This window comes from Chromobacterium sp. Rain0013, from assembly GCF_015291765.1.
GTDB lineage: Bacteria > Pseudomonadota > Gammaproteobacteria > Burkholderiales > Chromobacteriaceae > Chromobacterium > Chromobacterium haemolyticum.
Genome location: NZ_CP031514.1, coordinates 1,819,257 through 1,844,787, shown reverse-complemented (window position 1 = coordinate 1,844,787; position 25,531 = coordinate 1,819,257). Strand labels below are relative to the sequence as shown.

General features: G+C 62.0%; 24 protein-coding genes and 1 tRNA gene. 6 read left to right on the top strand and 19 right to left on the bottom strand.

The window, feature by feature from the left end; all coding sequences use genetic code 11:
- Positions 1-10: 10 nt before the first annotated feature.
- Positions 11-334, top strand: a complete 324-nt coding sequence (locus DXT74_RS08655; RefSeq protein ID WP_194427742.1) for a DUF190 domain-containing protein — start codon at positions 11-13, stop codon at positions 332-334.
- A 406-nt stretch (positions 335-740) separates the two neighbouring features.
- Here DXT74_RS08655 and DXT74_RS08650 read toward each other — a convergent pair whose 3' ends face one another.
- Complete coding sequence (locus tag DXT74_RS08650) at positions 741-950, bottom strand: heavy-metal-associated domain-containing protein (RefSeq protein ID WP_019102750.1); 210 nt, start codon at positions 948-950, stop codon at positions 741-743.
- Between the two features lie 193 nt (positions 951-1,143).
- The gene (locus tag DXT74_RS08645) at positions 1,144-3,501 is read right to left on the bottom strand and encodes a heavy metal translocating P-type ATPase (RefSeq protein WP_194427741.1); all 2,358 of its coding nucleotides are present in this window, start codon (positions 3,499-3,501) and stop codon (positions 1,144-1,146) included.
- Positions 3,502-3,643: 142 nt separating this feature from the next.
- Here DXT74_RS08645 and pncA point away from each other — a divergent pair, with 142 nt between their 5' ends.
- Both pncA and DXT74_RS08635 read left to right on the top strand, forming a co-directional pair.
- Positions 3,644-4,276 (top strand): bifunctional nicotinamidase/pyrazinamidase, encoded by a 633-nt coding sequence (gene pncA, locus DXT74_RS08640; RefSeq protein ID WP_194427740.1) that lies wholly within the window; start codon positions 3,644-3,646, stop codon positions 4,274-4,276.
- Between the two features lie 85 nt (positions 4,277-4,361).
- Complete coding sequence (locus DXT74_RS08635) at positions 4,362-5,267, top strand: S-adenosyl-l-methionine hydroxide adenosyltransferase family protein (protein ID WP_043637640.1); 906 nt, start codon at positions 4,362-4,364, stop codon at positions 5,265-5,267.
- A 280-nt stretch (positions 5,268-5,547) separates the two neighbouring features.
- On the opposite strand, the gene corA is transcribed toward DXT74_RS08635, so the two are convergent.
- The 9 genes from corA to DXT74_RS08590 form a co-directional block, all read right to left on the bottom strand.
- Positions 5,548-6,627 carry a magnesium/cobalt transporter CorA gene (gene corA, locus DXT74_RS08630; RefSeq protein WP_043637637.1) on the bottom strand — a complete coding sequence of 360 codons (1,080 nt, stop codon included), beginning with the start codon at positions 6,625-6,627 and terminating at the stop codon, positions 5,548-5,550.
- Between the two features lie 7 nt (positions 6,628-6,634).
- Positions 6,635-8,122, bottom strand: coding sequence for an exopolyphosphatase (ppx, locus tag DXT74_RS08625; RefSeq protein WP_370551759.1), 1,488 nt, complete (start codon positions 8,120-8,122; stop codon positions 6,635-6,637).
- Positions 8,123-8,320: 198 nt separating this feature from the next.
- Positions 8,321-9,022: a phosphate signaling complex protein PhoU gene (phoU, locus tag DXT74_RS08620; protein WP_043637634.1), complete on the bottom strand. Its 702-nt coding sequence runs from the start codon at positions 9,020-9,022 to the stop codon at positions 8,321-8,323.
- A 282-nt stretch (positions 9,023-9,304) separates the two neighbouring features.
- Positions 9,305-9,964, bottom strand: coding sequence for a ribose-5-phosphate isomerase RpiA (rpiA, locus tag DXT74_RS08615; RefSeq protein WP_194427739.1), 660 nt, complete (start codon positions 9,962-9,964; stop codon positions 9,305-9,307).
- A 113-nt stretch (positions 9,965-10,077) separates the two neighbouring features.
- Positions 10,078-10,554: a 2-C-methyl-D-erythritol 2,4-cyclodiphosphate synthase gene (ispF, locus tag DXT74_RS08610; protein WP_194427738.1), complete on the bottom strand. Its 477-nt coding sequence runs from the start codon at positions 10,552-10,554 to the stop codon at positions 10,078-10,080.
- A gap of 1 nt (position 10,555) precedes the next feature.
- Positions 10,556-11,239, bottom strand: coding sequence for a 2-C-methyl-D-erythritol 4-phosphate cytidylyltransferase (gene ispD / locus DXT74_RS08605; RefSeq protein ID WP_194427737.1), 684 nt, complete (start codon positions 11,237-11,239; stop codon positions 10,556-10,558).
- Positions 11,236-11,955: a DNA polymerase III subunit epsilon gene (gene dnaQ, locus DXT74_RS08600; protein WP_081555398.1), complete on the bottom strand. Its 720-nt coding sequence runs from the start codon at positions 11,953-11,955 to the stop codon at positions 11,236-11,238. The genes ispD and dnaQ overlap by 4 nt, the downstream gene beginning before the upstream one ends.
- A gap of 70 nt (positions 11,956-12,025) precedes the next feature.
- Entirely contained in the window at positions 12,026-12,469 is a 444-nt protein-coding gene (gene rnhA / locus DXT74_RS08595; protein ID WP_039756195.1) for a ribonuclease HI, read from the bottom strand.
- Between the two features lie 46 nt (positions 12,470-12,515).
- The gene (locus DXT74_RS08590) at positions 12,516-13,241 is read right to left on the bottom strand and encodes a class I SAM-dependent methyltransferase (RefSeq protein ID WP_019103604.1); all 726 of its coding nucleotides are present in this window, start codon (positions 13,239-13,241) and stop codon (positions 12,516-12,518) included.
- Between the two features lie 13 nt (positions 13,242-13,254).
- Between DXT74_RS08590 and gloB the strand changes: the two genes are divergently transcribed.
- The gene (gloB, locus tag DXT74_RS08585) at positions 13,255-14,019 is read left to right on the top strand and encodes a hydroxyacylglutathione hydrolase (RefSeq protein WP_194427736.1); all 765 of its coding nucleotides are present in this window, start codon (positions 13,255-13,257) and stop codon (positions 14,017-14,019) included.
- 314 nt (positions 14,020-14,333) lie between these two features.
- Entirely contained in the window at positions 14,334-16,154 is a 1,821-nt protein-coding gene (locus DXT74_RS08580) for a LysM peptidoglycan-binding domain-containing protein (protein WP_081555396.1), read from the top strand.
- Positions 16,155-16,353: 199 nt separating this feature from the next.
- Here the strand turns inward: DXT74_RS08580 and DXT74_RS08575 are convergent, their stop codons facing one another.
- Positions 16,354-17,433, bottom strand: a complete 1,080-nt coding sequence (locus DXT74_RS08575; RefSeq protein WP_194427735.1) for an FUSC family protein — start codon at positions 17,431-17,433, stop codon at positions 16,354-16,356.
- Positions 17,434-17,436: 3 nt separating this feature from the next.
- Entirely contained in the window at positions 17,437-17,889 is a 453-nt protein-coding gene (gene dtd / locus DXT74_RS08570) for a D-aminoacyl-tRNA deacylase (RefSeq protein ID WP_019103608.1), read from the bottom strand.
- A 135-nt stretch (positions 17,890-18,024) separates the two neighbouring features.
- Here dtd and yaaA point away from each other — a divergent pair, with 135 nt between their 5' ends.
- The gene (yaaA, locus tag DXT74_RS08565; protein WP_194427734.1) at positions 18,025-18,798 is read left to right on the top strand and encodes a peroxide stress protein YaaA; all 774 of its coding nucleotides are present in this window, start codon (positions 18,025-18,027) and stop codon (positions 18,796-18,798) included.
- Here the strand turns inward: yaaA and DXT74_RS08560 are convergent, their stop codons facing one another.
- The 6 genes from DXT74_RS08560 to DXT74_RS08535 form a co-directional block, all read right to left on the bottom strand.
- Complete coding sequence (locus DXT74_RS08560; RefSeq protein ID WP_081555392.1) at positions 18,799-19,794, bottom strand: 2-hydroxyacid dehydrogenase; 996 nt, start codon at positions 19,792-19,794, stop codon at positions 18,799-18,801. It abuts the gene before it with no gap.
- Between the two features lie 148 nt (positions 19,795-19,942).
- Positions 19,943-20,019, bottom strand: a tRNA-Met gene (locus DXT74_RS08555).
- Positions 20,020-20,440: 421 nt separating this feature from the next.
- Positions 20,441-21,067, bottom strand: a complete 627-nt coding sequence (locus DXT74_RS08550) for a VC0807 family protein (protein WP_043591039.1) — start codon at positions 21,065-21,067, stop codon at positions 20,441-20,443.
- Positions 21,068-21,240: 173 nt separating this feature from the next.
- Positions 21,241-21,426 (bottom strand): hypothetical protein, encoded by a 186-nt coding sequence (locus DXT74_RS08545; RefSeq protein ID WP_019103612.1) that lies wholly within the window; start codon positions 21,424-21,426, stop codon positions 21,241-21,243.
- Positions 21,427-21,681: 255 nt separating this feature from the next.
- Positions 21,682-23,742 carry a methionine--tRNA ligase gene (metG, locus tag DXT74_RS08540; RefSeq protein WP_194427733.1) on the bottom strand — a complete coding sequence of 687 codons (2,061 nt, stop codon included), beginning with the start codon at positions 23,740-23,742 and terminating at the stop codon, positions 21,682-21,684.
- A 152-nt stretch (positions 23,743-23,894) separates the two neighbouring features.
- Positions 23,895-25,157, bottom strand: a complete 1,263-nt coding sequence (locus DXT74_RS08535; protein ID WP_081555390.1) for an MFS transporter — start codon at positions 25,155-25,157, stop codon at positions 23,895-23,897.
- Between the last annotated feature and the right edge of the window lie 374 nt (positions 25,158-25,531).

The following is a 25,531-nucleotide window of genomic DNA, read 5'->3' as shown; positions in this document are numbered from 1 at the left end:
GGCCAAGACCATGCAAGGCTATCAACTCACCTTCTTCACCCAGCAAGACCACTGCCACGACGGCCTGCCGCTGGCGGAATGGATCGTGCAACAGGCGCGGCGGATGGACATCCGCGGCGCCACGCTGTTCACCGCCAGTGAAGGCTACGGCCGCCACCGCCGGCTGCACTCCGTCCATTTCTTCGATCTGGCGGACCAGCCCGAGGAAGTCACGCTGGTGATCAGCGCCGACGAGGCCGAGCGGCTGCTGGCCGCGCTCGCCGCCGCCGGGGTCAAGGTGTTTTACGTGAAGACGCCGGTGGAGTTCGGCGTGTTGGGGGAGGAGGAATCGTGACAACCCAGTCGGCAAGGACCGGCGGATAAGGTCTGAACTTCACATATTCACGCTACTTGGAACTCCGGGGATCTTGTAGAGCTGGTGGCTGCCCTTGATTCAGCTGGCGTCGCGCACGGCCACGAGTTCATCTAAGCTGAGGCCGTCCGCCCGCTGCCTCATCTTCTCCATGGTTTTCTCGTCGCTCATCATTGACCTTTGCCAGCCAGGCATAGCTTGATGCCGGCACCCGTTCCCCGAATCTTCAAGCCGGCAAGGTCATTGAAAAACAATACATTGCCGGCGATTCCCCGACGCCCTCTCCTCTGAAAACGACGGGACTCAGTCAACGCCCAAAGGCGACGAACAATGAAACAGGGCATGGCCCGCAAGCCAGGCCCTGTTCCGCCTCGCCGCCGTTTAACACTCAGCGCGTCACGTCGAAGCCCGCGTCCTCCACCGCCGCCGCCAGTTCCTCCGGCGACACGATCTCCGCGTCGTACACCACCTTGGCCTGCTTAGCCTCCAGGCTGACTTCGGCCTCGCTGACGCCGGCCATGCCGCTAAGCACGCCGCTGACGCTTTTCACGCACCCCTGGCAGGTCATGCCATCCACTTTCATGATCAATTCGGACATTGCTTTCTCCTGAAAAAATTCAAACCGTCCCTCAGAACCTGTTCACGATCTGCTGCGCGTCGTGAGACGTCACACGGTGAGTACAGCTTCGAAATGCTCATGTACCGTCTGTACACTGCGCCTTCTCAGCTGTTTTCGCCTTGTCTCGCCTTAGCTCGCGAGATCGTAAACACGTTCTCACACCGATGCCGCCTTATTTCCAGCGCCGCAGCAGAAGCGAATTGCTCACCACCGATACCGAACTCATCGCCATCGCCGCGCCGGCGATCACCGGGTTCAACATGCCCAGCGCCGCCAGCGGAATCCCCATCACGTTGTAGATAAAGGCGAACAGCAGATTCTGCCGGATTTTGCGCAGGCTGGCGCGCGACAACCGAATCGCGTCCACCGCGTGCATCAAGTCGCCGTGCATCAGGGTGATGTCGGCGGCTTCTATCGCCACGTCCGAGCCGGCGCCCATCGCCAGGCTGACGTCGGCGGCGGCCAGCGCCGGCGCATCGTTGACGCCGTCGCCCATCATCGCCACCTTGAAGCCCTGCGCCTGCCAACGCCGCACTTCCGCCGCCTTGTCCTGCGGCTTCACCTCGGCGCGGTAATCACGGATGCCCGCCTCCGCGGCGATGCCGGCGGCGGTGGCCGGGTTGTCGCCGGTCAGCATCGCCACCCGTATGCCCATCCGCTGCAACTGCGCCACCGCCTGGGCCGAGCTGGGGCGGATGCGGTCGGCGATGGCCAGCAGGCCCAACAGCTCCTCGCCGCGCGCCACCGCCACCACGGTGTTTCCCGCCTGTTGCAAGGGCAAGGCGGCGTTCAAGGCCTGCTCGCCCAACCAGCCGGGCACGCCGGCGCGCACCAGGCCGTGACCGGCCACTTCCGCCTGCACCCCCAGCCCCACCTGGGCGGCGAAGCCGCTGACCGGCAGCAAGCCCAGGCCCTGTTCTTGCGCCTGTTGCAGGATGGCGCGCGCCAGCGGGTGTTCCGATCCAGCCTCCACGCTGGCGGCCAGTTGCAGCACCAAATCCGCGTCCGCCGCCAGCGGCAGCACTTGTTTGACTTGCGGCTTGCCTTCGGTCAGCGTGCCGGTCTTGTCCACCAACAGCACCCCCACCTGGCTAGCCAGTTCCAGCGCGGTGGCGTTGCGGAACAGGATGCCGCGCCGCGCGCCGTTGCCCACGCCCACCATCACCGCCGTCGGCGTGGCCAGGCCCAAAGCGCAAGGGCAGGCAATCACCAGCACCGCCACCGCGTGGATCAGCGCCGCCGGCCAATCCTGCAGCCACAGGCCGGTAATGATAAAGGTCAACAGGCTGATGCCCACCACGACCGGCACAAACACGCCGGAAATCACGTCCGCCAATTGCTGAATCGGCGCCTTGGAGCCCTGGGCCGCGCTCACCAGGCGCACAATCTCGGCCAACTGGGTGTCCCCGCCCACGCCGGTGGCGCGGATCTTCAGCATGCCGTCCTGATTGCGGGTGGCGGCGTAGACGCTGTCGCCGACGCGCTTGGCCACCGGCAGGCTTTCGCCGGTCAACATGCTTTCATCCAGCGCCGCCGCGCCGTCCACCACCTCGCCGTCCACCGGCAAGGTTTCGCCGTGGCGCACCACAATCAGATCGCCCTGGCGCAGCGCGGTGACCGCCACCTCCTCCACCCGGCCGTCCTCGCGCTCCACGCGGGCGGTCTTGGGCGCCAGCCGGATCAGCTCCTCAATCGCGGCCGAAGTTTTCCCCTTGGCGCGGGCTTCCAGCAGCTTGCCCAGCAGCACCAGCGTAATTACCGAGGCGCTGGCTTCAAAATAGACATGCTGGTCTTCCAGCCCCAGCAGCGTCACCGCCGCCGACAACAGCCAGGCCATGCTGGTGCCCAGGGCCACCAGCACGTCCATATTGGCGCCGCCGCCGCGCAGCGCCGCCCAGGCGCCCTTGTAGAAACGCCAACCGACGATAAATTGCACCGGCGTGGCCAAGGCCAACTGCCAGTAACGCGACAGCCAACCATGGTGGCCGCCGCTGAACATCGCCGCCATTTCAATAAGGAAGGGCAAGGTCAGCAAGGCGGAGAACGCGAACCACAACCGCTCGCGCCGGTAGCGGCGCGCATGCTCGGCGGCCAGCGTGTCGTCGCCCGGCCCGGCCTTGGCCGCGGCCTGATAACCGGCGCGGCTCACCGCGGCGATCAACGCCGCCTCGTCGGCCAGACCGGCCACGTAATCGACACGGGCGCTCTCGCTGGCGAAGTTGACCTGGGCGGACACGCCTGGCAAGCGGTTCAGCACCTTCTCGATACGGCCGGCGCAGGCGGCGCAAGTCATGCCCTGGATGTCCAGCTCCGCCTGCCGGCGCGGCACGGCGAAACCGGTCCTGGCGATGGTGTCCACCAGTGTCTGCGGCGGGGTTTTGACCGGGTCGAACGAAACCTTGGCGGACTCGCTGGCGAAATTCACCGCCGCTTCCACCCCGTCCAGCCGATTCAACTGTTTTTCAATCCTGGCGGCGCAGGCCGCGCAACTCATGCCCTCAATCGGCAAATCCACGGTGCTTGCTGTCATGATGACCTCCTGGGCTGAATTATATACCCCCACAGGGTATTAATGGCAAACCGTTTTTTCGCGATTATCACAGCGTCGGGCTTTACCGCGCCGGCGGCCGCGTGGTAACAAGAAAGGCTGAGAACCCTTGCAGGAAAACGCTATGCCCCTGAAACGCTACGGCGACGATTGCGCCTTGATCGTGGTGGACGTGCAAAACAGTTTTTGTCCCGGCGGCGAGCTGGCCGTGGCCGACGGCGATCAGATCGTGCCGCTGATCAACCACATGATGCAGTTCTTCAACCGGGTGATCCTGACCCAGGATTGGCACCCGGCCAAACATGTTTCCTTCGCCAGCCAACACGCCGGCAAACAGCCTTTCGACAGCATCCAGCTGCCTTATGGCGAGCAGACGCTGTGGCCGGACCATTGCGTGGCCGGCAGCCGCGGCGCCGAATTCCACCCGGAGCTGAACACCCATCTCGCGCAGTTGATCATTCGCAAGGGTTGCAATCCGGCGCTGGACAGTTATTCCGCCTTCGTGGAAGCGGACCGCCAAACCCCCACCGGCCTGGCCGGCTATCTGGCCGAACGCGGCGTCAAGCGCGTGTGGCTGGCCGGGCTCGCCACGGACTACTGCGTAGCCTGGAGCGCGCTGGACGCGCGCGCCGCCGGCTTGGAAACCACGGTGGTGGACGATGCCTGCCGCGGCATCAATCTGAACGGGTCGCTCAGCAGCGCCTGGGCGCACATGCTGGCCGCCGGCGTGCGGAGGCTGCGCTCGGACGAGGTGTAAAAACCTGTTCAATGCCTGCTGCGCTTCGGCGATACGGCGTTGAAAGCCCATCCTTGGACACAAGAAAACACTTAGGAGAAGAAGAATGAAGCTATTCCAACACGCCCGCCTCTGGCTGGCCGCCGGCTTGCTGTTAGCCGGCTTGGCGCGCGCGGACGCGCCTCTGGTGCTGATGACGGACTTTGGCCTCAAGGACGGCGCAGTGTCGGCGATGCGCGGCGTCGCCTATTCGGTGGACCCCAAGCTGACGCTGTCCGACCTCACCCATGAAATTCCGGATTACGATATTTGGAGCGGCGCCTACCGGCTGTACCAGACCGCCAACTACTGGCCGAAGGGCACGGTGTTCGTATCGGTGGTGGATCCGGGCGTCGGCACCGAACGCCAGTCGGTGGTGCTGAAAACCCGGGACGGTCGCTATTTCGTCAATCCCAACAACGGCCTGCTGACCTTGATCGCCGAACGCGACGGCGTGGCCGAACTGCGCCGCATCGACGAGAAGACCAACCGCCTGAAAGGCTCGTCGGACTCCTACACCTTCCACGGCCGCGACGTTTACGCCTACACCGGCGCGCGGCTGGCCGCCGGCAAAATCCGCTTTGAGGAAGTGGGCCCGCCGCTGCCGGCCTCCGCCGTGGTCAAACTACCGTATCAACACGCTGAAGCCGCCGGCGAACGGATCAAGGGCATGATCCCGGTATTGGACCCGCAATACGGCAATGTGTGGACCAATATCCCCAAAGCGCTGTTCGAAGCCCAAGGCTTCCGCCCCGGCGACACGGTAAAAGTGCGCATTTTCAAACAGGGCAAGCCGGTGGACGAAGTGGTGGCGCCCTACCGCCGCACCTTCGGCGAGGTGGCCAACGGCCAGCCGCTGGTCTATCTGAACAGCCTGCTGGACGTGTCGCTAGCGCTGAACATGGACAACTACGCCGCCAAGCGCGGCATCGGCTCCGGTCCGGAGTGGTCGGTGGAACTGAGCCGGCCGTAAACCCGTGCGGGCTTCCATCGCCCGCTCAGCTCCGGCTCATTGATAGAACAGGGTAAAGCACGCCCCGGCGCGAACCGCGCCGGGGATCACTCGCGCATCAATCGCCATGAAGCGTGTTGGCATGGGAATCTTGCTGCTGCGTGTCGTGAGACGCCCCACGGTGAGCACGGCTCTGAAGTGCTCTTGTGCCCGCTCTCTCAGCCGTTTTCGCCTTGTCCCGCCCTGGCTCGCGAGATCGTAAACACGGGTGTGCAAGGCGCAGGGAAACGCAAGCAAGGCCCTAGAGCCAGCGCCTTTTCCAGAACAACCAGCTCAATCCGCCTGCAATGCCCAGCATCGCCACCAACACCAGATGGTAGCCATAATGCCATTTCAGCTCCGGCATGTATTCGAAATTCATGCCGTAGATGCCGGCGATCAGCGTCAGCGGCATGAAGATCATGGTCAATACGGTGAGCACCCGCATTTGCAGGTTGAGGCGGTGAGATTGGGTGGACAGGTAAAGGTCCAACATATCGCCCACCATCTCGCGCGACATTTCCAGGGACTCGATCACATGCATGGTGTGATCATAGGCGTCTCGCAGGTAGACCAGCGTTTCCGGCTTGAAGAAGCCGTGTTCGCCGCGATTCAACGAAATCAACATTTCCCGCATCGGCATCAGCGCGCGGCGCAGTTTCAGGCAATCGCGCTTCAGACGCTGAATCTGCATCAACACGCCCTGGTCGCGGCCTCTCAGCAGGGTGCTATCCATGCGCTCCACCCTTTCGTTGAACTCGGTGAGCACGCCGAAGTAGTCGTCTATCATCGCGTCCAGCAAGGAATAACCCAGATAGTCCGCCTCCTTGTGACGCAGCAGGCCGCGTCCGCGGCGCAGCCGCTCCCGAACTTCCTCGAACACGCCGGTGGGGCGCTCCTGGAAGGTGAGCACGAAGCGACGGCCGATGACTAGGTAGATCTGATCGGACAACAGCCTCCCAGTGCCGTTCTCGCTGTGTTGGTGGTAGTCGAACACCCGGCCGGCGATAAACAGGTAGTCGCCGTAGTCTTCCACCTTGGGCCGCTGCCGCGCGTTCATGATGTCTTCCAGCACCAGCGCGTGCAGGCCAAAGCGCTGGCCGATGGCACGCATCACCTCGGGCTGGTGCAGACCGTAGACGTTGAGCCAGAGCACGCCGTCGCCGGACTGGTGGGCCATGCCTTCGGCCACGGTTTGGAACGAGGTTTCCTGCAGTTGCTCCGGCCCGTATTCAAACAGCGAGATCGAGGCTTCCGGCAGCTTGGCCTCCCCCACCGACAGCAGGGTGCCAGGCGCTTCACCCAACGTGGGTATGCGTTTTTTCAGCGTGGTGTGACGCATGGGCGGCTCACACTTGCTCAATGTCGAGCACGAAGCCGACGTTTTTCCATTGACCGACTTCCTGTTTGAAACCGCTGGCGGTCAGCGGACTGCCCTTCAACCAGGCTTTGTTCAGCGTCAGCGCGAAGCCGGTGGCGTGCTGGCGCAGGTCCAGCCGGTCCGGCAGCGCGATGCTGTTGCGGCTGCGATGGAACAGCACCGCCAGGCGCAGCGCCACCACCGCCTGCCACAGGCTGGCGTCTTCCATGTATTGACGCATCTTGCCCATGTCGCCGCGATGCCCCAGCACGATGGCGGCCAGCGTGGCTTGTTCGCGCTTGGAGAAGCCCGGCATGTCGGCGTGTTGCAGGATGTAGGAAGAGTGTTTGTGATAGGCGGTGTGGGAGATGGTGAGGCCGATCTCATGCAGCTTGGCCGCCCATAGCAGGCGTTTGAGCATGGATTGGTCGACGTCTTCCCCGGCCACCATGCGGTACAGGCGTTCGGCCAACGCGGTGACGCGCTCGGACTGGGCGGTGTCCACATGGTAACGGCGCTTGAACTGGGCGACCGTGGTATCGCGCATGTCCTTCTCGCGTTGGCGGCCCAGCAGGTCGTATAGCACGCCGTCGCGCAAAGCGCCTTCGGCCACCGTCATTTTGTCGATGGCCAGTTCCTGAAACACCGCGATCATGATGGCGAGGCCGCCGGCCAGCACCGGCGCGCGGTCGGCCTTGAGGCCGTTGACGTTGATGGCGTCTATGCTGCCCTGGCGGATCAACAGCGCCTTGAGCTTTTCCATGCCGGCCAAGGTGATGTCGGCGCTGCTCCAGTCGTTGATTTCGAGCACGTCGCGCAGCGAGCGCGCGGTGCCGGAAGTGCCCACCGCCAGCTGCCATTCTTCGCGCTGGTATTGATGGGCAATGCGCTGGATTTCATTGCGCGCGGCCAGGATAGCGTCTTGGAAATTGGCTTGGCTCAATTTGCCATCACCAAAATAACGCAGCGTGAAGCTGACGCAGCCCAGCGGCAGGCTTTCCGTGACCAAAGCCTTGTAATGGCTGCCGATGATGAACTCGGTGGATCCGCCGCCGATGTCCACCACCATGCGCCGCTCCTTGGTGTCCGGCAACGAGTGGGCGGCGCCCAGATAGATCAGCCGCGCTTCTTCTCGGCCGGCAATCACCTCAATGGGAAAACCCAACAGCGGCTCGGCCTTGGCGATGAAATCCGCCGCGTTCTTGGCCACGCGCAGGGTGTTGGTGCCCACCGCGCGCACTTGGGCTGGGGTGAAGCCGCGCAGACGCTCGCCAAAGCGGGCGAGACAGGCCAGCGCCTTGTCCTGGGTTTCCTGGTCCAACTGTTTGTCGGCGGTCAGGCCCGCGCCCAGGCGCACGGTCTCCTTCATCACGTCCAGCGCGTACAGCTGGTCGTCCACCACCCGCGACACTTGCAGGCGGAAGCTGTTGGAGCCCATATCGATGGTGGCGAGCACGTTGTTTGGGGGCGTGGTCAGTGTCAAAGACACCCCTTCTCTCTTTATCAAGGCCCGCGCCCGCGCGGCTGCGCCAGCGGAAACGGGGGGATTCATCATCAGGTTGGAACGCCGGGGGACTGGCACGGACGCCGGACGCAACAATGGCGGCAACACCGAATGTTACCGCCATTTTAGGCAAACCGTCATGTCAAGTCGCCGTGACAGGCGCGGCCAGGCTCAGCCCAGGGTTTCTCGCTTCTTGGTTTCCAGCGTGGTGTGACGAATGTCCTTGCCTTTGACCAAGTACACCACGTACTCGGAAATATTGGTGGCGTGATCGCCAATGCGCTCTATCGCCTTGGAGATGAACAAGGTGTCGATGGACATGCTGATGGTGCGCGGGTCTTCCATCATGAAGGTGATCAGCTGACGCAGTTCGGAGGCGAAATCCTCGTCCAGTTCCTGGTCGGCCTCGGCCAATTCCAAGGCGGCGCTGGTGTCCAGGCGGGCGAAGGCGTCCAGCGCGCGGCGCAACATGCCCAGCGCCGAATCCGCCATTTTCTCGATTTCGCGGAAGCGCGGCATCTGGTAGCGCTCCGATTGATAAATGGTCTTGCCCATGCGCGCGATCTTCTTGGCTTCGTCGCCGATGCGCTCCAGATCCGTGATTACCTTGATCACGGTGAACACGATGCGAAGGTCGCTGGCGGCCGGCTGACGGCGGGCGATGATGTGCAGGCAGTCGTCGTCGATGGTGACTTCCATCGCATTGACCAGCGCGTCTTCGGCAATCACCTTGTCCAGCTTGTCAATGTCGCCTGCCAGCAGGGCTTCCACCGCGGACAAAATCTGCTGCTCCACCAGTCCGCCCATCTGCAGGACGCGGGTGCGGATGGTTTCCAGCTCCATATCGAACTGTTTGGAAATATGCTCTGCCATGTCTGCCCCAAACCAAAACCTGTCAAAAAACGCTATGTTAATGCGGGCAGATGACGACGATGTGACAATTCATCTGCCCGCTTGCGGGCGGCGGCAAGCCCGCTAGAAGGCTAGCGCGCCCCGGCGAAACTTGCTCAGAACGTGTTTACGATCCCGTGAGCGAGACAGGAGCGGAAGCGACCGAAGAAACGGAATGCACATACGGTGCACGGGCATTCCGACGACGGTTTCACGCCCCTTTCTATCCATCCCGCCAACGCGCAGCTAATCGTAAACGGGTTCTTAACGGATTTCTTCCACGCCGCTTTGTTTTCCCAACACCAGCACATCGGCGCGGCGGCGGGCGAACAGGCCGCAGGTAACCACGCCGGCCAGGTGGTTGATGATTTCTTCCAGTTCCACCGGCTTCTGAATCTTCAAGCCCTGCACGTCCAGGATCACATTGCCGTTGTCGGTGGTCACGCCCTGACGCAGCTCCGGGTGGCCGCCCAGCTTGACCAACTCGCGCGCCACATAGCTGCGCGCCATCGGGATCACTTCGATGGGCAGCGGGAAACCGCCCAACATGGTGACGTATTTGGTTTCGTCGGCGATGCAGATGAACTGCTCGGCCACGCTGGCGACGATCTTCTCGCGGGTCAGCGCGGCGCCGCCGCCTTTGATCATGTGCAGATGGTGGTTGATTTCGTCCGCGCCGTCGATATACACCGGCAACGCATCCACTTCGTTCAGGTCGAACACCGGGATGTGGTGAGCTTTGAGGCGGGCGGTGGAGGCGTCGGAGCTGGACACCGCGCCGCGGATGCGGCCCTTGATCGCGGCCAGCTCTTCGATGAACAGATTGACGGTGCTGCCGGTGCCGACGCCGACGATGCTGTCGTCCGGCACGAATTCAATGGCCTTCTTGGCCACGGCAAGCTTCAGTTGGTCCTGAGTCAACATGGTAATGCCTCCTGTGTTTGGATGGTGTTGCGCCGGGCGGATTATGGCACGGGGCGATCCGCCAGACACCTGTCATCAATTGCGAGCCGCAAACCGCGAATCGCGGCGCGGTGTTACACGGACGTCAGCAGGCAGACGGCTTGCGCCTCTATCGCCTCGCAACGCCCCAGATAGCCCAGCTTCTCGTTGGTTTTACCCTTGACGTTGACCGCGTCGAGGTCCAGGCCGAGATCTTCGGCGATGGCGGCGCGCATTGCGTCGATGTGCGGCGCCAGCTTGGGCTGCTGCGCAATCAGCGTGCTGTCCACATTCACCGGTTTCCAGCCGGCGGCGCGCACGCGCTTGGCCGCTTCACGCAGCAGCGCGCGGCTGTCCGCGCCCTTGAATTCGGGATCGGTGTCCGGAAAGTGACGGCCGATATCGCCCAACGCCGCCGCGCCCAGCAGCGCGTCGGTAATCGCGTGCAACAAGGCGTCGGCGTCGGAGTGGCCCAACAGCCCCTTCTCGTGCGGAATGTTCACGCCGCCCAGGATCAACGACCGGCCGGCCACCAGTTGGTGTACATCGTAGCCCTGTCCCACTCGAAACATATCAATCCTTTCTTGCCGCCAGCACCGCGCGCGCCAAGGCCAGATCGCGCGGATAAGTCACTTTGAAATTCTGAGCATCGCCTTCCACCAGGCGCGGCTTGCCGCCGCAGCGCTCTATCGCGGAGGCTTCGTCGGTCACGTCAGCCAGATCGCCGCCTTGCAGGGCCTCTCGCAATTTTCCGTGGCGGAACATCTGCGGGGTTTGCGCCAGCCACAGGCCGGCGCGCGAAACAGTGACCGCCACGCGCTGCTCCGCGTCCGCGCGCTTCACGGTGTCAGGCACCGGCAAGGCCAGCAGGCCGCCCACCGGGTCGTCCCCGACTTCCGCCAGCAGCCGCTCCACCGCGTCCGCGGTCAGACAGCAACGCGCGGCGTCGTGCACCAATATCCAGTCGTCGGCACCGCAGTCCAGCGCCGCCAGGCCGTTGCGCACGCTCTCGGCGCGGCTGACGCCGCCCACGCGCAACACTTGCAGCTTGGGAATGTCCCAGTCGAAATCGTCAAACCACTCGTCGCAGGGAGAAATCACCACCGCCACCGCCTCAACGGCGGCCACAGAGGCCAACGCCTGCAGGGTATGCCACATCAGCGGCTTGCCGTTCAGTTGCAGGTATTGTTTGGGACTGGGCGCGCCGAAGCGGCTGCCATGGCCAGCGGCCGGCACCAGCGCCAGGTAGCGGCTCACGCGCCCTCTCCGGCCGGCGTCTCCAGGCTGCGCCACAGGCAGGTGCCCTTCACCGATTTGTCCAGATCGTTCAAATAAGCTTGATGATCGGCCAGCTCCTGCTCATTGGCGCGCTTGACGATCAACGGCTTGCGCTCGAAATCCAGCGCGCCGTGCTGGCCATTGGGCAAGTCGACGTCGATGTCCATCACCAGGCTTTCCTGGCCGCGGGTCATCCATAGATAGACTTCGGACAACAATTCGCAGTCCACCAGCGCGCCGTGCAAGGTGCGGTTGGAGCGGTCGATCTCGAATCGGTCGCACAAGGCGTCCAGGCTGTTGCGCTTGCCGGGGAACAGATCGCGCGCTTCGCGCAGCGTATCCACCACGTTGGCGCACAGGTTCTTGATGGACGGCAGGCCCACTCTTTCGAATTCGGCGTTGAGGAAGCCGACGTCAAACGGCGCATTGTGGATGATCAGCTCCGCGTCGCGCAGGAAGTCGGCCACTTCCTCGGCCACCTCGCGGAACTTGGGTTTGCCTTCCAGAAATTCCAGCGAGATGCCGTGCACGCGCTGGGCATCCGGATCGATATCGCGCTCCGGATGGATGTAAAGATGCAGATGCTTGCCGGTGAGCTTGCGGTTGATCATTTCCAGGCCGGCGAACTCGATGATGCGATGGCCTTGGGCGTGTTCGAGACCGGTGGTTTCGGTATCGAGAATGATTTGTCTCATGCGCTATCCTGGCGGCGGCCGCAGCCAGCGGCGCCGCTCTGAACTCTGAAGAAAGGCAGGCGCGGCCGGATCAGGCCAGCTCCACGCCTCGGTTGGCCAACTGATCGGCCCGTTCGTTGAACTCATGACCGGCGTGGCCTTTGACCCAGCGCCACTCCACATGCAGGTGGCGGTTGCGCTCGGCGTCCAATTGCTGCCACAGATCGGCATTCTTCACCGGCTCCTTGGCCGCGGTCTTCCAGCCCCGCGCCTTCCAGCCGTGAATCCACTCGGAAATGCCTTTTTGCACATATTGGGAGTCGGTGTACACCACCACCCGGCAGGGCCGGTTCAACGTGGCCAGGCCCTTGATCACGGCCAGCAACTCCATGCGGTTGTTGGTGGTGTTGGCCTCGCCGCCGCACAATTCCTTTTCCTTGCCTTTGAAGCGCAGCAAAGCGCCCCATCCGCCCGGCCCCGGATTGCCCTTGCAGGCGCCGTCGGTATACATCTCTACCTTGTCTTCAGTCGTCATGCTGTCTCGTCATTGCCGGGGCTTGCGTCCCGCTTGCTGTGTTGTCTCATGGTTCCCTGTGACTGTGATGACGCTCGTTGCCGGCGGCCACCGCCAGACCGGTTTTGGCCTTGGCCTGCTTCCAATTGGGCAGGATCAAGCGCATGCCGCGCTGACGTTTGATCGCCTCAATGCCGTACACGCCGGCGGCCAATGGCCACCAGCGGTCCCCGGCCCGCTCCATGAAGCGGAAGCGTTGCACCCAGTCGCAGCGGGAAAACGGCGGCGCGTAGCCCATGAAGCCCCCGCTCGCGGGCTCCAGTTCCAGCAGGGTCAGCCAGTCCTTGATGCGCACCAAAGACAGAAAGTTGCCGCTCCACGGCGCGTTTTCGCGCCCCTGGACCAGCCGGCGCACGCCCCATAGCGACACCGGATTGAAGCCGGTGAGGATCAGCCGGCCCTCCGGCATCAGCACGCGCTCGGCTTCCCGCAGTACCTGATGCGGCACGGTGGTAAAATCCAGCACATGCGGCATCACCAACAGGTCCAGGCTGCGGCTCTCGAACGGCAGTTGCTCCGGATCGCACAGGATCTGAGCCGGTCCGGAATCGGCGACGCGGCACTGCCAGGGAATGCGGTTGGCGCGCAGGAAGTCGACTTCCGGCAATCCCAACTGCACCGCATGGAAGCCGAACACGTCGGCGACGGCGCGATCGAAATAAGCCTGCTCCCGCTCCAGCAGATAACATCCCAATTCGCTGGAGCTCAGCCAGTCGCTAAACGAATTCTTCATTGAGAGAAGCCTTATGCCAGCCAAATTCACCGTCAGCCCGGTAGGGGCCTTCACTGACAATTATATCTGGGTTTTGCATCACAGCGGCCGCGCTGTCGTGGTGGACCCGGGCGAGGCCGCGCCGGTCTTCTCCTTCCTTGAGCGGGAAGGGCTTCAGCTGGAAGCCGTTCTGCTCACCCACCAACACGCCGACCATATCGGCGGCGTGGCCGAGCTGTCCGCGCGCTGGCCGGACGCCCCCGTCTACGGCCCCGCCGACATCGCCTTGGTCTCTCGCCCGGTGATGGACGGAGCTCGCGTCGAGCTCTCCTTCGGCGCGGCCTTGGTGCTGGAAGTTCCGGGCCACACGCTGAACCACCTGGCCTATGTGATCGACGACGCGCTGTTTTGCGGCGATACCCTGTTCGGTGCCGGCTGTGGCCGACTGTTCGAAGGCACGCCGCGGCAAATGCATGATTCGCTGGCCAAGCTGGCCGCGCTGCCGAACGCCACCAAGGTCTACCCGGCTCATGAGTACACCTTGGCCAATCTACGCTTCGCGCTGACGGTGGAGCCTGGCAATCCTGTGCTAGCCATCCGCATGAGCCGGGACCTGAAGCTGCGCGAACAGAATCTGCCCACCCTGCCCTCCACTATCAGTCTGGAGCGCGCCAGCAACCCTTTCCTGCGCGCGCATGAGCCTGCGGTGCGCCAGTCCGCCGCGCACTGGAGCGGCCAAACTCTTGATGAGGTTGTCGAAGTCTTTGCCGCGTTGCGCGAGTGGAAAAATCGCTTCTGAGGAATTTGTTCATGAGCTCGCAAGTTACAGCGAAACAAGGCGAAAAAGACGGGAAAAACGGAAGACCCATCTCCGTTCCTCAGCCCTTCAAAGGCGTTTTCAAGGCCGTATCGCCGACGCGCTGAGGTCTGCGAGCAAACGCTGAAACCATGACAAGAAACTATATCCTGATCGCCACTGTTAAAAATAACTGGCACAGGACAGTCTGTATGGCCTATATGTCAGCAAAGCACATGAAGTTATTTGGTTTTTTGGTTGACACCCCTATGTTGGCTGTTTAGCATCAGCCGAAATCAGAATTCCGGGCCCGCCAAATGAATCGCTTCACCCCGTTGGCACTTTCGCTGTCATTTGTTTTTTTATTTGCCTCCGCCGCGCACGCGGACGGGGCGTTTCGCCAATCCGTCGGCGTGGACGAGGGCCTGGCCGCCGGCCTGGACATGATGCTGCTGAACTCCAGCCTGCTTCGCAACGGCGACAACGTTTGGGAACGCGCGCGCGAAGGCTTCCAACTGCCGGAAGTGAACGCGGAGATCGTGCGCCGCCAGGAACGCTTTTATGCCAGTAAGCCGGAATACTTCCGCCGCACGCTGGACCGCAGTAGAAAATATCTGTTTCACATCATGAACGAAGTGGAGCGCCGCGGCATGCCCACCGAGCTGGCGCTGTTGCCGCTGGTGGAAAGCGCCTTCGTTCCCACCGCGAAATCCCATGTCGGCGCCTCCGGCCTGTGGCAGTTCATGCCGGCCACCGGTCGCCACTACGGACTGGAACAGACTTGGTGGTACGACGGCCGCCGCGACGTGATGGAAGCCACCCGCGCAGCGCTGGACTATCTGGAAAACTTGTATGGGCAGTTTGGCGACTGGAACATCGCGCTGGCCGCCTACAACTGGGGCGAGGGCAACGTCTCCCGCGCCATCGCCCGGCTGCAGGCCAGCGGCCAGGAAGTGACTTACGAAAATATCCGCATGCCCAACGAAACGCGCAACTACGCGCCCAAGTTGCTGGCGGTGCGTAACATTCTCAACGATCCGGCCAAGTTCGGCGTGCGCCTGGACAAATTCCCCAACAAGCCTTACTTCGTTGCGGTTTCCACCGGCAAGCACATGAACATCGACATCGCCGCCAAGCTGGCCGGCATGTCCATCAGCGAATTCAAAGAACTGAATCCGGCCTTCAACCTGCCGGTATACGCGCACAAAAACGGCCGTCAGATGCTGATCCCGGCGGCCAAGGCCGACAAGTTCCAGGCCAACCTGGCCAAGTGGGACAAACCGCTGCTCACCTGGGAAGTCTACACTCCGCCCGCGGACGCCAACGTCAGCCTGATCGCCAGCGAGCACGGCATGAGCGCCGGCCAGCTGATGAGCGCCAACAATCTGAGCAGCACCTCGCTCAAGGCCGGTCAACCGGTGCTGGTGGCGATGAGCAAGGATCAGCGCGATATCCGTCCGCTGGACGCCACCGATACCGCCTTGCCGGAAAGCGGCGACAGCGCCACCCTGTTGGCGCAGGCGGAAACGCCGCCGCGCGCGGCGCCGGCGGTGATGGTCGCCTCGACCCAAGCCGTCCAGCCAAGCACACCGGTTGCGCAGGCCCAGGCGCCGCAAGCGAGCGCCCTGCCCGCCACCGCCCTGGCCGCCGCGCCGGAAACGACGCCGACGCAGGCCAAAGCCGTCCTCGTAGCGACGGCTCCCGCGGCAACGGCTGCTGCCGTGGCGGACGCCGACGGCAATTACACCGTGGCCGCAGGCGACACCCTGTACAGCATCGCCCGTCGCTTCAACCTCGGCCTAGACGATTTGAAAGCGGCCAACCAGCTGGACTCCAACACCGTTCTGGTGGGCCAAGTGTTGAACGTCAACAAGACCATGGACAAGAGCGTAACGCTGCTGGCGGACAACCGGGCCAGCCAGGCGCAGCAAGACGCCTTGCTCAAAGTCAGCAGCCTGCAGATCAACCAGCGCGCCACCGGCAGCGTGCCGGCCGAATACGTGGTGCAACGCGGCGACACCCTGTTCAGCATCGCCCGCCGCTTTGGCGTCAACCACAACGATATCCAGCGCTGGAACGATTCCCGCCAGTTAACCCGGCTGCAACCAGGCCAGAAAGTGCGTATCCAGGGCCTGTAAGAGCTTGTTCAAAGTCTCGCGAGCAAGAGCGAGACAATGCGAAAACGAGCGAAAAACGGAATTTACGAGTGGTATATGAGCAATTTGAGCTTGTTTTTAACGCCGTATCGCCGACGCGCAGCAGACTTTGAACAGGTTCTAAGAACTAACTTCCCCCAAAAAAAGCCAGAGCAAGCCCTGGCTTTTTTCATGTCCGCCGCTATCGGCCGCGTCCTTGACTGGCGCTGCTCAGCCAGCGCCACACCATCAGCAGCACCCCGCGGCTGGGCGGCGGCACCTGCATCAAGCTGGGCAGCAGCAGCGCCAAGTCTTCGCGCAAATGCTCGGCAACCAGATTGAACTCCGCGGTCAGCCAGTGGCAATACGAAGGCTTGTCCAGCGCCAGCGGGCTCACGGCCTCCTCCAGCGTCTCCGCCAGCATTCCCGGCTGGTTGAAGCGCATCCCGTGAGCCGCGCGCATCAGCGTGCGAACAATGGCGCGGCGCGACTCTGCGCCGTCGGTCAAGGCCGGCGTGTCCTGGGCGACCTCGCTCATCCGGTCCAGCAGGCTGCACAGAGCGCGTTGCCGCCGCTGGATGGCGTCAAAACGGCCGCCGGGCAGGCCGGACTCCTGCACCGCCGCCGCGACCAGCGCGCGCATGCGGATCAAACGGCTATTAAAACGCTCCAGCGCCAGCCCGGCGTCCACCTCGCGCCGCCGTGCGATTTTGCTGTACAGGGTGGCCGCTTCGCGCAAATTATCCGCCAGCAAGAAGCGCCAGCTGTCTATCGCCCGCAATGGAAACAGCCCAGCGGCCACCAAGCCCAGCACAGATCCGGCCAGCACATTGAAGCTGCGCCACAGCGCGGCCTCAACTGGCTCGTTGCCTAAACCGGCCACAATCACCATGGTCAGCCCCACCAGCAGCGCCAAATACTCGCCCTTGCCCAGCGCGAACCAGGCGCTGAGCATTACCAGCGCCGTCATCCACGCATAGCAAGACAGCGGAGAGTGACGGTACAGAGCCATCGCCACCAGGCCCGCCGCCGCGCCCAGCAAAGAACCGCCCATGCGCTGCAAGGCCTTGCGCCTCACCCCGCCCCAATGCGGCACGCTGCCCAGCACGATCAGGATGGTCACCAGCATCCAGCTGCCGTGGGGTATCTCGAACAACAGGTTCAAGCCGAGCCCAACCAGAAACGCCGCGGCCACTCGCAGCACATGCGCCTGCCGGGCATACAGGTTCAGATAATACGGCGTCAACAGAATGCGCCATGACCGCCAGCGGCTACCCTCCATCGCTCACTCCATCGTCTTGCTGTCCAGCCAGATCGTCACCGGACCATCATTGACCAACGCCACCTGCATGTCCGCGCCAAATACGCCGGTGGGCACCGGCTTGCCCAGGGTCTCCGCCATCGCGGCGACAAACTGATCAAACAAGGGCCTAGACCGCTCCGGCCGCGCCGCGCGCGAATACGATGGCCGGTTCCCCTTCTTGGTGCTGGCAAACAAGGTGAACTGGCTGACCGCCAATACCTCGCCGCCGCAATCCAGCACCGAACGATTCATCACCCCGGCCTCGTCGTTAAAAATCCGCAGTTGGCTGAGCTTGCGCGTCAGCCAGGTAATATCCTCCGCCCCGTCCTCTTCTTCTATGCCCACCAGCAGCAGCAGTCCTGAACCAATTTCCCCGGTTACGCGCCCCTCCACCGTCACCGACGCCTGCCTCACCCGCTGCACCAATACCCGCATGTCTTCTCCTTGCCTGACCATCATAGATTCAAATCCCGGCCTGCATTTTAGAGCCAAGCAAGCCGCCGGTCACGACGGCGGGCCAAGCCCGGCGCAGTCCAGTACAATGGCGGTTGCTCAATAAGGATTCGTCTCATGCTGATGGTCATCTCCCCAGCCAAAACGCTGGACTTCGACACCCCCGCCGCCACCGATCAATACACCCAGCCGGACTTCCTGCACCACAGCGCCGAGCTGATCCAGGAGCTGCGCGCCAAGAGCCCGCTGGAAATCGGCAAGTTGATGGGCATCAGCGACGCGCTGGCGCAATTGAACGTGGGCCGCTACCACGACTGGCAAGCGCCGTTCAGCCCGGCCAACGCCAAACAAGCAGTGCTGGCGTTCAAAGGCGACGTCTACGAAGGCCTGAACGCCGCCAACCTGGAGCCAAGCCAGATGAGCTATCTGCAAAACCATTTGCGCATTCTGTCCGGGCTCTACGGCGCGCTGCGGCCGCTCGACCTGATGCAGCCCTACCGGCTGGAGATGGGCACCCGCCTGAGCAACCCGCGCGGCAAAAACCTGTACGAGTTCTGGGGCAACACCGTCACCCACGCCTTGAACGCGGTGCTGGAGCAAAGAAAAGACCCGGTATTGGTGAATCTGGCCTCGGAGGAATACTTCAAGGCAGTGAAACCCGCCAAGCTCAACGGCAGCCTGATCACCCCGGTGTTCCAGGACCGCAAGAACGGCCAGTACAAAATCATCAGCTTCTACGCCAAGCGCGCGCGCGGCATGATGGTGCGCTGGGCCGCACTGCATCAGGTCAGCCAGCCGGAACAACTCAAGCACTTTGACAGCGCCGGTTACGCCTACGATGCGACAGCCTCCAGCGAACTCACCTGGGTATTCCGCCGCGATCTTCCCTGACTAAACGGAGATGGCGTTGACCAGCGCCTCCCCCCGCTCGAAAGCGCCGGCGTTGCCTAAGGTGGTGTCGGCGATATTCATCAGCGCCTCCCGCGTCAGAAAGCCCTGGTGGGAAGTTACCAGCACATTGGGGAAAGTCAGCAAACGCGCCAGTTGATCGTCCTGCAGCCCGCTTTCCGACAGGTTCTCGAAAAACACGCCTTCTTCCATCTCGTACACATCCAGGCCCACGCCGGACAAGCGCCCTGCCTTCAGCGCCTCCAGCAAGGCGGCGGTGTCGACCAGGCCGCCGCGACTGGTATTGATCAACACCGCGCCCGGCTTCATCCGTCCCAGCGTCTCGCGATTGATCAAGTGCCGGCTTTCCGCCGTCAACGGCAAATGCAGGCTGATCACATCCGCCTGCCGCCAGATTTCCTCCAAAGATACGAACTCGCAACCCAGACTGGCCGCCAGTTCGGCATTGGGATACAGATCATAGGCCAGCACCCGCATGCCAAAGCCGCGGGCGATGGACATCGTGGCCTGACCGATTCGGCCGGCGCCAAAGACGCCCATGGTCTTGCCGTGAAGATCGAAACCCACCAACCCATCCAGCGAAAAATCCATCTCCCGCACCCGGGTATAGGACTTGTGAATGCGACGCACCACCGCCAGCAACAGAGCAAAGGCGTGCTCGGCCACCGCGTGCGGCGAATAGGCCGGCACCCGGGTCACCGCGATGCCTTGCTGGCGGCAAGCCGCCAGATCCACGCCGTTGTAGCCGGCGCAGCGCAAAGTCACCAGCTTCACACCCGCCGCCGCCAGCTTCGCCACCACCGCGGCGTCCAGCCTGTCGTTGACGAAAGGACATACCGCATCCACCCCCTGAACCAGCCCCACGGTGTCCTGATTCAAGCGCGGCTCGAAAAAATGTAGTTGATGGTGGTGATTTTGATTGGCGGCCTCCAGCGCGTGGCGGTCGTAATTCTTGGCGTCAAAAACGGCAATGCGCATGCTGCGGCTCCGGAATGCGAATAGATATAACCACTATAAAGCAGCTCTTCTCTCAACTAAAAACCTGGCGCGCAGCCAACTCCGGCCCTCCCGGGCGAGAATGAAAAAGCAAAAAGCCCGAAGCTTTTTAGCTTCGGGCTTTTTAACTTGGTTGCGGGGGCAGGATTTGAACCTACGACCTTCGGGTTATGAGCCCGACGAGCTACCAGACTGCTCCACCCCGCGTCTGATCTGTCTGCTGTGTTTCGTGCAGAGGTGTGAACTATACCCCGCCGCGTTTCCTTGGTCAAGCCTTTTGACAAAAAGATTACAGGCGCGCAGAAAGTTCGCACCCAGATGATTCATACTTGTTAACAGTTGATCTTTGCTGCCACACACCTGATCAACAAAGACCGTCTAAAGTGAACTCAAGGTCAGCGCAGTCGTTCTCCCCGAGCGATTGCGGCCCGAGAAGTCAGCCGCCTGTCTGCCAACAGGCACTGCCGATGCGGGCGCGATCTTTGTGCATTTTGGAAGACATTGCCGCTGCGGTTTCGACTGCCAGCGAAGCCGCAAACCAAGCAGCCGTGTCTTTCCTCCTAAGTGTTCATCACGGAACTTCAGGGCCGCTTATGCGGCCCTTTTTTTATTCTCCCTACCCAACACGTCAGGACGCAGCCATCGCCATGGCGGCTTCGCGTCGCATCCGCCGACGATACAGCAAGGTCATCAGACACAACCCGCCCATCACGCCATAGCTGATGAACGGCGCAACCAGCAGAAAACGCTCTACCGGCCAGGTCCAGGCCAGATAAGCGCGACCGCCGGCCTCCAGGCTCAGGCCCAACCCCCACCACAGGGTCATCCGCTGAATAGCGCGTCTAAAACCGTCAAAGCGCCACAGCTGCTCAAATCGCTCCCGTCCCTGCTCGGACTCTCGCGCCAAGGTCGCACGCGCCAGATAAAACACCAGCGGCCGACGCAGCGCCAAAGACAGCAAGAAACCGCAGCCAATCAAGCCGGTGATCAAGGACTCGCGCAGCAACAGCAGCCGCGCGTCGCCGCCCAGCAGCATGGCCAGCAAGGACAGGCCGATCCCCAGCAACACCAACAGGCTCAAGGCGTCCACTCGCCGGAAGCGCAGCAATTCGACCACGCTCCACAATACCGGCGGCAAAGCGGAAAACATCAGCGCGCCGGCTTCGCCCCAGCGTGGCTCGCCATAGCGGTAACACAACCAGGGCAGTAGGAAATTAACGATGATTTCCAATATCAGTTTTGCGCGTTGCGGCACGGAACCTCCGCCATCAAATGCAAAAAGCATGAACAATTTGCATCGAAACGTCAACTGCCTGACTTGAGTTTTTCACACGGGAAGAAACAGACCGGCCAAAAACAAAGCCCCGCGTTTCGCGGGGCTTCATCTGTAATCTGCGCAATGGAATGGACAAACGCAGGGGAGTGGCATCAGGCGGCCGCCTGAATGAAGGCATTTGCGGGATACAAGGCGCTGGCCAAACCCAAGGCGGACTTGAAAGTCACTTCAAACATCTTGCCAACCTGTCGAATGCTGACCACTTCGTAATGCATGGTAGAGCCGCTGTCCTTGTGCTCAAGGATTTTGTAGCCGGGTTTCAGTTGAGAAATTTTCATGATGGTTCATTCCTTTTTCTTTTTTTTGGGTTGTTCAAAATTCATTTCATCTAGAGACATACCATATTTTCAAAAGTTCCGCCAGCCGGACGAGAATGTTTCGCATTTGGCTTGCAGTGAATGTAACAGCCTCAGATGACAGCCTAGTGAAGATTTCAGGGCCGCGAAATGACGCGGCCCCTGCATGCCAATATGACAGCAGGGGCCGCGGGACCCAACTAGCAAAAAGAACAGTCAGGATTAGGAACTACCGGCTTAGCCGATGCGCATGCCCGGTTTGGCGCCTTGATCGGCGTCCAGCAGGAACAGGCCTTCGCTATCGTCCTGGCCGGAAGCGCAGACGATCATGCCTTGCGATACACCGAAGCGCATCTTGCGTTCAGCCAAGTTGGCCACCACCACCACATTACGGCCCACCAGTTTTTCAGGCTCCTGGTAAGCCTTGCGGATGCCGGAGAAGATATTGCGCTTCTCGAAGCCCAGATCCACGGTGAACTGCAGCAGTTTGTCCGAGCCTTCGACGAAGTTGCATTCCAGCACCTTGCCGATGCGCAGATCCAGCTTGGCGAAGTCGTCGATCTTGATGGTTTCGGCCAGCGGCTCGTATTGAGCGGCGGCCGGGGTGTCTGCGGTGGCTTGCATATTCTGTTTGTTCGCTTCTATCAGTTTGTCGATCAGTGCAGGGTCTATGCGCTGCATCAGGTGCTGGTAGGCGTTGATCTTCTTGCCCAGCAGCAGGTTTGCGGCGTCGCTCCAGGCAAGCGGCACCACGTCGAGGAAGGCTTCCACGCCTTCGGCCAGCTTGGGCAGCACCGGCTTCAGGTAAATGGTGAGCAGACGGAAGGCGTTAATCAACACGGTGCAGACTTCCTGCAAGCGCGCGTCCTGACCTTCCTGTTTGGCCAGTTCCCACGGTTTGTTGGCGTCCACGTAAGCGTTGACCACGTCGGCCAGCGCCATCACGTCGCGCAGCGCCTTGGCATATTCGCGCGCCTCGAAGGCGGCGGCCAGTTCGTCGGCGGCGGCCTGCAGCTTGGCGAGGATATCGCCGTCGCTAACCTGGCTGGCCAGCATGCCGTCAAAGCGTTTGGCGATGAAACCAGCGGAGCGGCTGGCGATGTTGACGAACTTGCCCACCAGGTCGGAATTCACCCGCGCGACGAAGTCGTTCAGGTTGAGGTCGATGTCTTCGATGCGGCCATTGAGCTTGGCGGCGATGTAATAGCGCATCCACTCCGGGTTCAGGCCGCAATCCAGATAGCTCTTGGCCTGGATGAAGGTGCCGCGAGACTTGGACATCTTCTGCCCGTCCACGGTCAGGAAGCCGTGGGCGAACACACCGGTGGGCGCGCGCAGGCCGGAGTAGTTCAGCATCGCCGGCCAGAACAAGGCGTGGAAGTACAGGATGTCCTTGCCGATGAAATGGTACATCTCGGTCCGGCTATCCTTGCCGAACCATTCGTCGAAGTTCAGGCCGCTGCGATCGCACAGGTTCTTGAAGCTGGCCATGTAACCGATAGGCGCGTCCAGCCATACATAGAAGTACTTGCCCGGCGCGCCGGGGATTTCGAAGCCGAAATACGGCGCGTCGCGGCTGATGTCCCAGTCCTGCAAGCCACCGGAAATCCACTCGTTCATCTTGTTCAACGACTCCGGCTGCAGATGCGGCTGAGTCGCGCCGTCTGCGCGCACGCTGCTGCCGCCGGTCCACTGCTTGAGGAAGTCGGCGCATTCGCCCAGGCGGAAGAAGTAGTGCTCGGAAGTTTTCAGCACCGGCTTGGCGCCGGACACGGCCGAATACGGGTTCTTCAGCTCGGTGGGGTTGTAGGTGGCGCCACAGACTTCACAGTTGTCGCCGTACTGATCCTTGGCGCTGCACTTAGGGCATTCGCCCTTGACGAAGCGGTCCGGCAGGAACATTTGCTTTTCCGGATCGAACAGTTGTTCGATGGTGCGGCAGGCGATTTTGTCGTCGGCCTTCAAAGCCAGATAAACCTGCTCCGCCAGCGCCTTGTTTTCCGGGCTGTTGGTGCTGTAGTAGTTGTCGTGGCCGATCAGGAAGCCCTGGGAATCCGCCAAGTGCAGTTCGCGCACGCTATCCACCAGCTGCTCAGGGGTAATGCCCTGCTTTTCCGCGGCCAGCATGATGGGCGCGCCGTGGGTATCGTCGGCGCAGACGTAATAGCATTCGTGGCCGCGCATCTTCTGGAAGCGCACCCAGATGTCGGTCTGAATCTGTTCCAGCATGTGACCCAGATGCAGCCCCGCGTTGGCGTAAGGCAATGCGCTGGTCACCAGAATCTTGCGTTTGGTCATTAGGATTGTTCCAAAGGTGCGATCTCAAACGATCGATTATAGAGGCAGTCGCCCCCGGCGGTCACGATGGATATCCGGGATGCTGCCGCTGATAAAACAAAGCCCGGCCGCGCATGCGGGCCGGGCTTTAGTTTGCGGAATCAGACGCCGGCTCAAGAAGCCTGGCTGGCCAGTTCCGGCTGTTTGGCTTCGGCTTGCTGCGCTCGCTCCAGCATCGCCCAGCGCACAGTACGGCGCGCCACCCGCACATAGGCCAGCGAGAAGGCCAGCGACAGGCAGGCGAAACCCAACATGCCGGCCTGCTGATAAGCGATGCGGAATAGCTCCACGCCCAGCGCGTAGCCGGCCATGGACAGCATGCTCATGCTGGCGGACACCGTGCCCTTGCCGGCGGCGTCGCAAGACATCAAGGCGAAACGATACAGCACGCCAAAGGCCAAGCCTTCGCCGAAGGCCATCAACATCATGCCGGCCACCATGAAGTACTGCGGGTGCGCGGACCAGAGCACGCCGGACAGCATCAGACTGAGGCCGATCACAATGGGCCACATGCCGATCAACGCGGAACGGCCCAGCGGCCAGCGGCCGGCCACCACCACCAGCGCCAGATTGCCGGCGATCAGGCCGCCGAACACCGGCAACTGCATCAGGCCGTATTCCAACGCGCTCATGTGCAGATCATGGATCAACAGCACCGGCGACATGGCAATCCAGCCCATCAGCGGCAGCGCCAGTAAGGGAATGCACAGCGCGGACAATACGAAACGGCCGTTGCTGAACACTTTCAGGTAATCCCGCCCCATCTGCGCCAGCGGCAGCTTTTCATGGCTGGGCTGGGTAGTTTCCGGCATTTTCCACAGCAGGCCCAACAAAGCCAGGAAAGACAGCGCGGCGATCAGCAGGAAGCTGGTGCGCCACGGCGCCAGCTCCATCAAGGCGGCGCCGGCCAGCGGGCCGGCCAAGGGAGCGATCAGCGCCACATTGGCCATCAGCGCGGTGACCTTGACCGCGGCCTTTTCTTCAAAGGCTTCCTGCACCGCGGCGTAGCCGACGGCGTTGATGAAGCACAGGCCGATGCCCTGCAGCAGGCGCAGCGCGATGAAGGCTTCGATGGAGCTGACCAGATAGGTGGCCAGGCAGGTCACGGTGAAGTAGGCGACGCCGAACAGCAGCACCGGCCGGCGGCCGATGCGATCGGACAAGGGGCCGGTCAGCCAGGACAGCAGCGCGCCGCCCAGCAAAAAGGCAGTCATCGACGCCGGCACCCAAGAGGCATCGACCAGGAATTCCCGGGTCACGGCCAACATCGCCGGCTGCACCATGTCGTTACAGATGTAGACGGCGAATTCGAACAGAACCAGAGCCAGCGGGAACAATAGATTGGAACGGCTAAGCTTTGCGTGTAGAGCGGACATTACGGAGATGCAGCCTTTCTGAGACCGGCAAGCGGCGGCGCGCTTGCCCATGCGGCCGGACGGACAAGGGCCAATAAAGCGAAAAAAGGGCGCAATTGTACCTGCAGAACCCCTTCCGCGCAAAGCAATTTTTGCCACAAACACAATAAAAACAGCTATTTGCAACCAAGAAAATCCATTTCCCTCAACAAGAGGTGCTGCCGGGCGCCCCGGCTGACGCCGACGCTTGCCGCGCCATTGCGGCCCTCCGCTTTAATCGCTCCTGCCCAAGCCCCCTCGCGGCTGATAGAAAAACAATCAATAAGCTTATACTTATTAATATAAGTAAAACGAATGGAAACTCGGTAAAATCGCGCCTTTATCACCGTATCTCC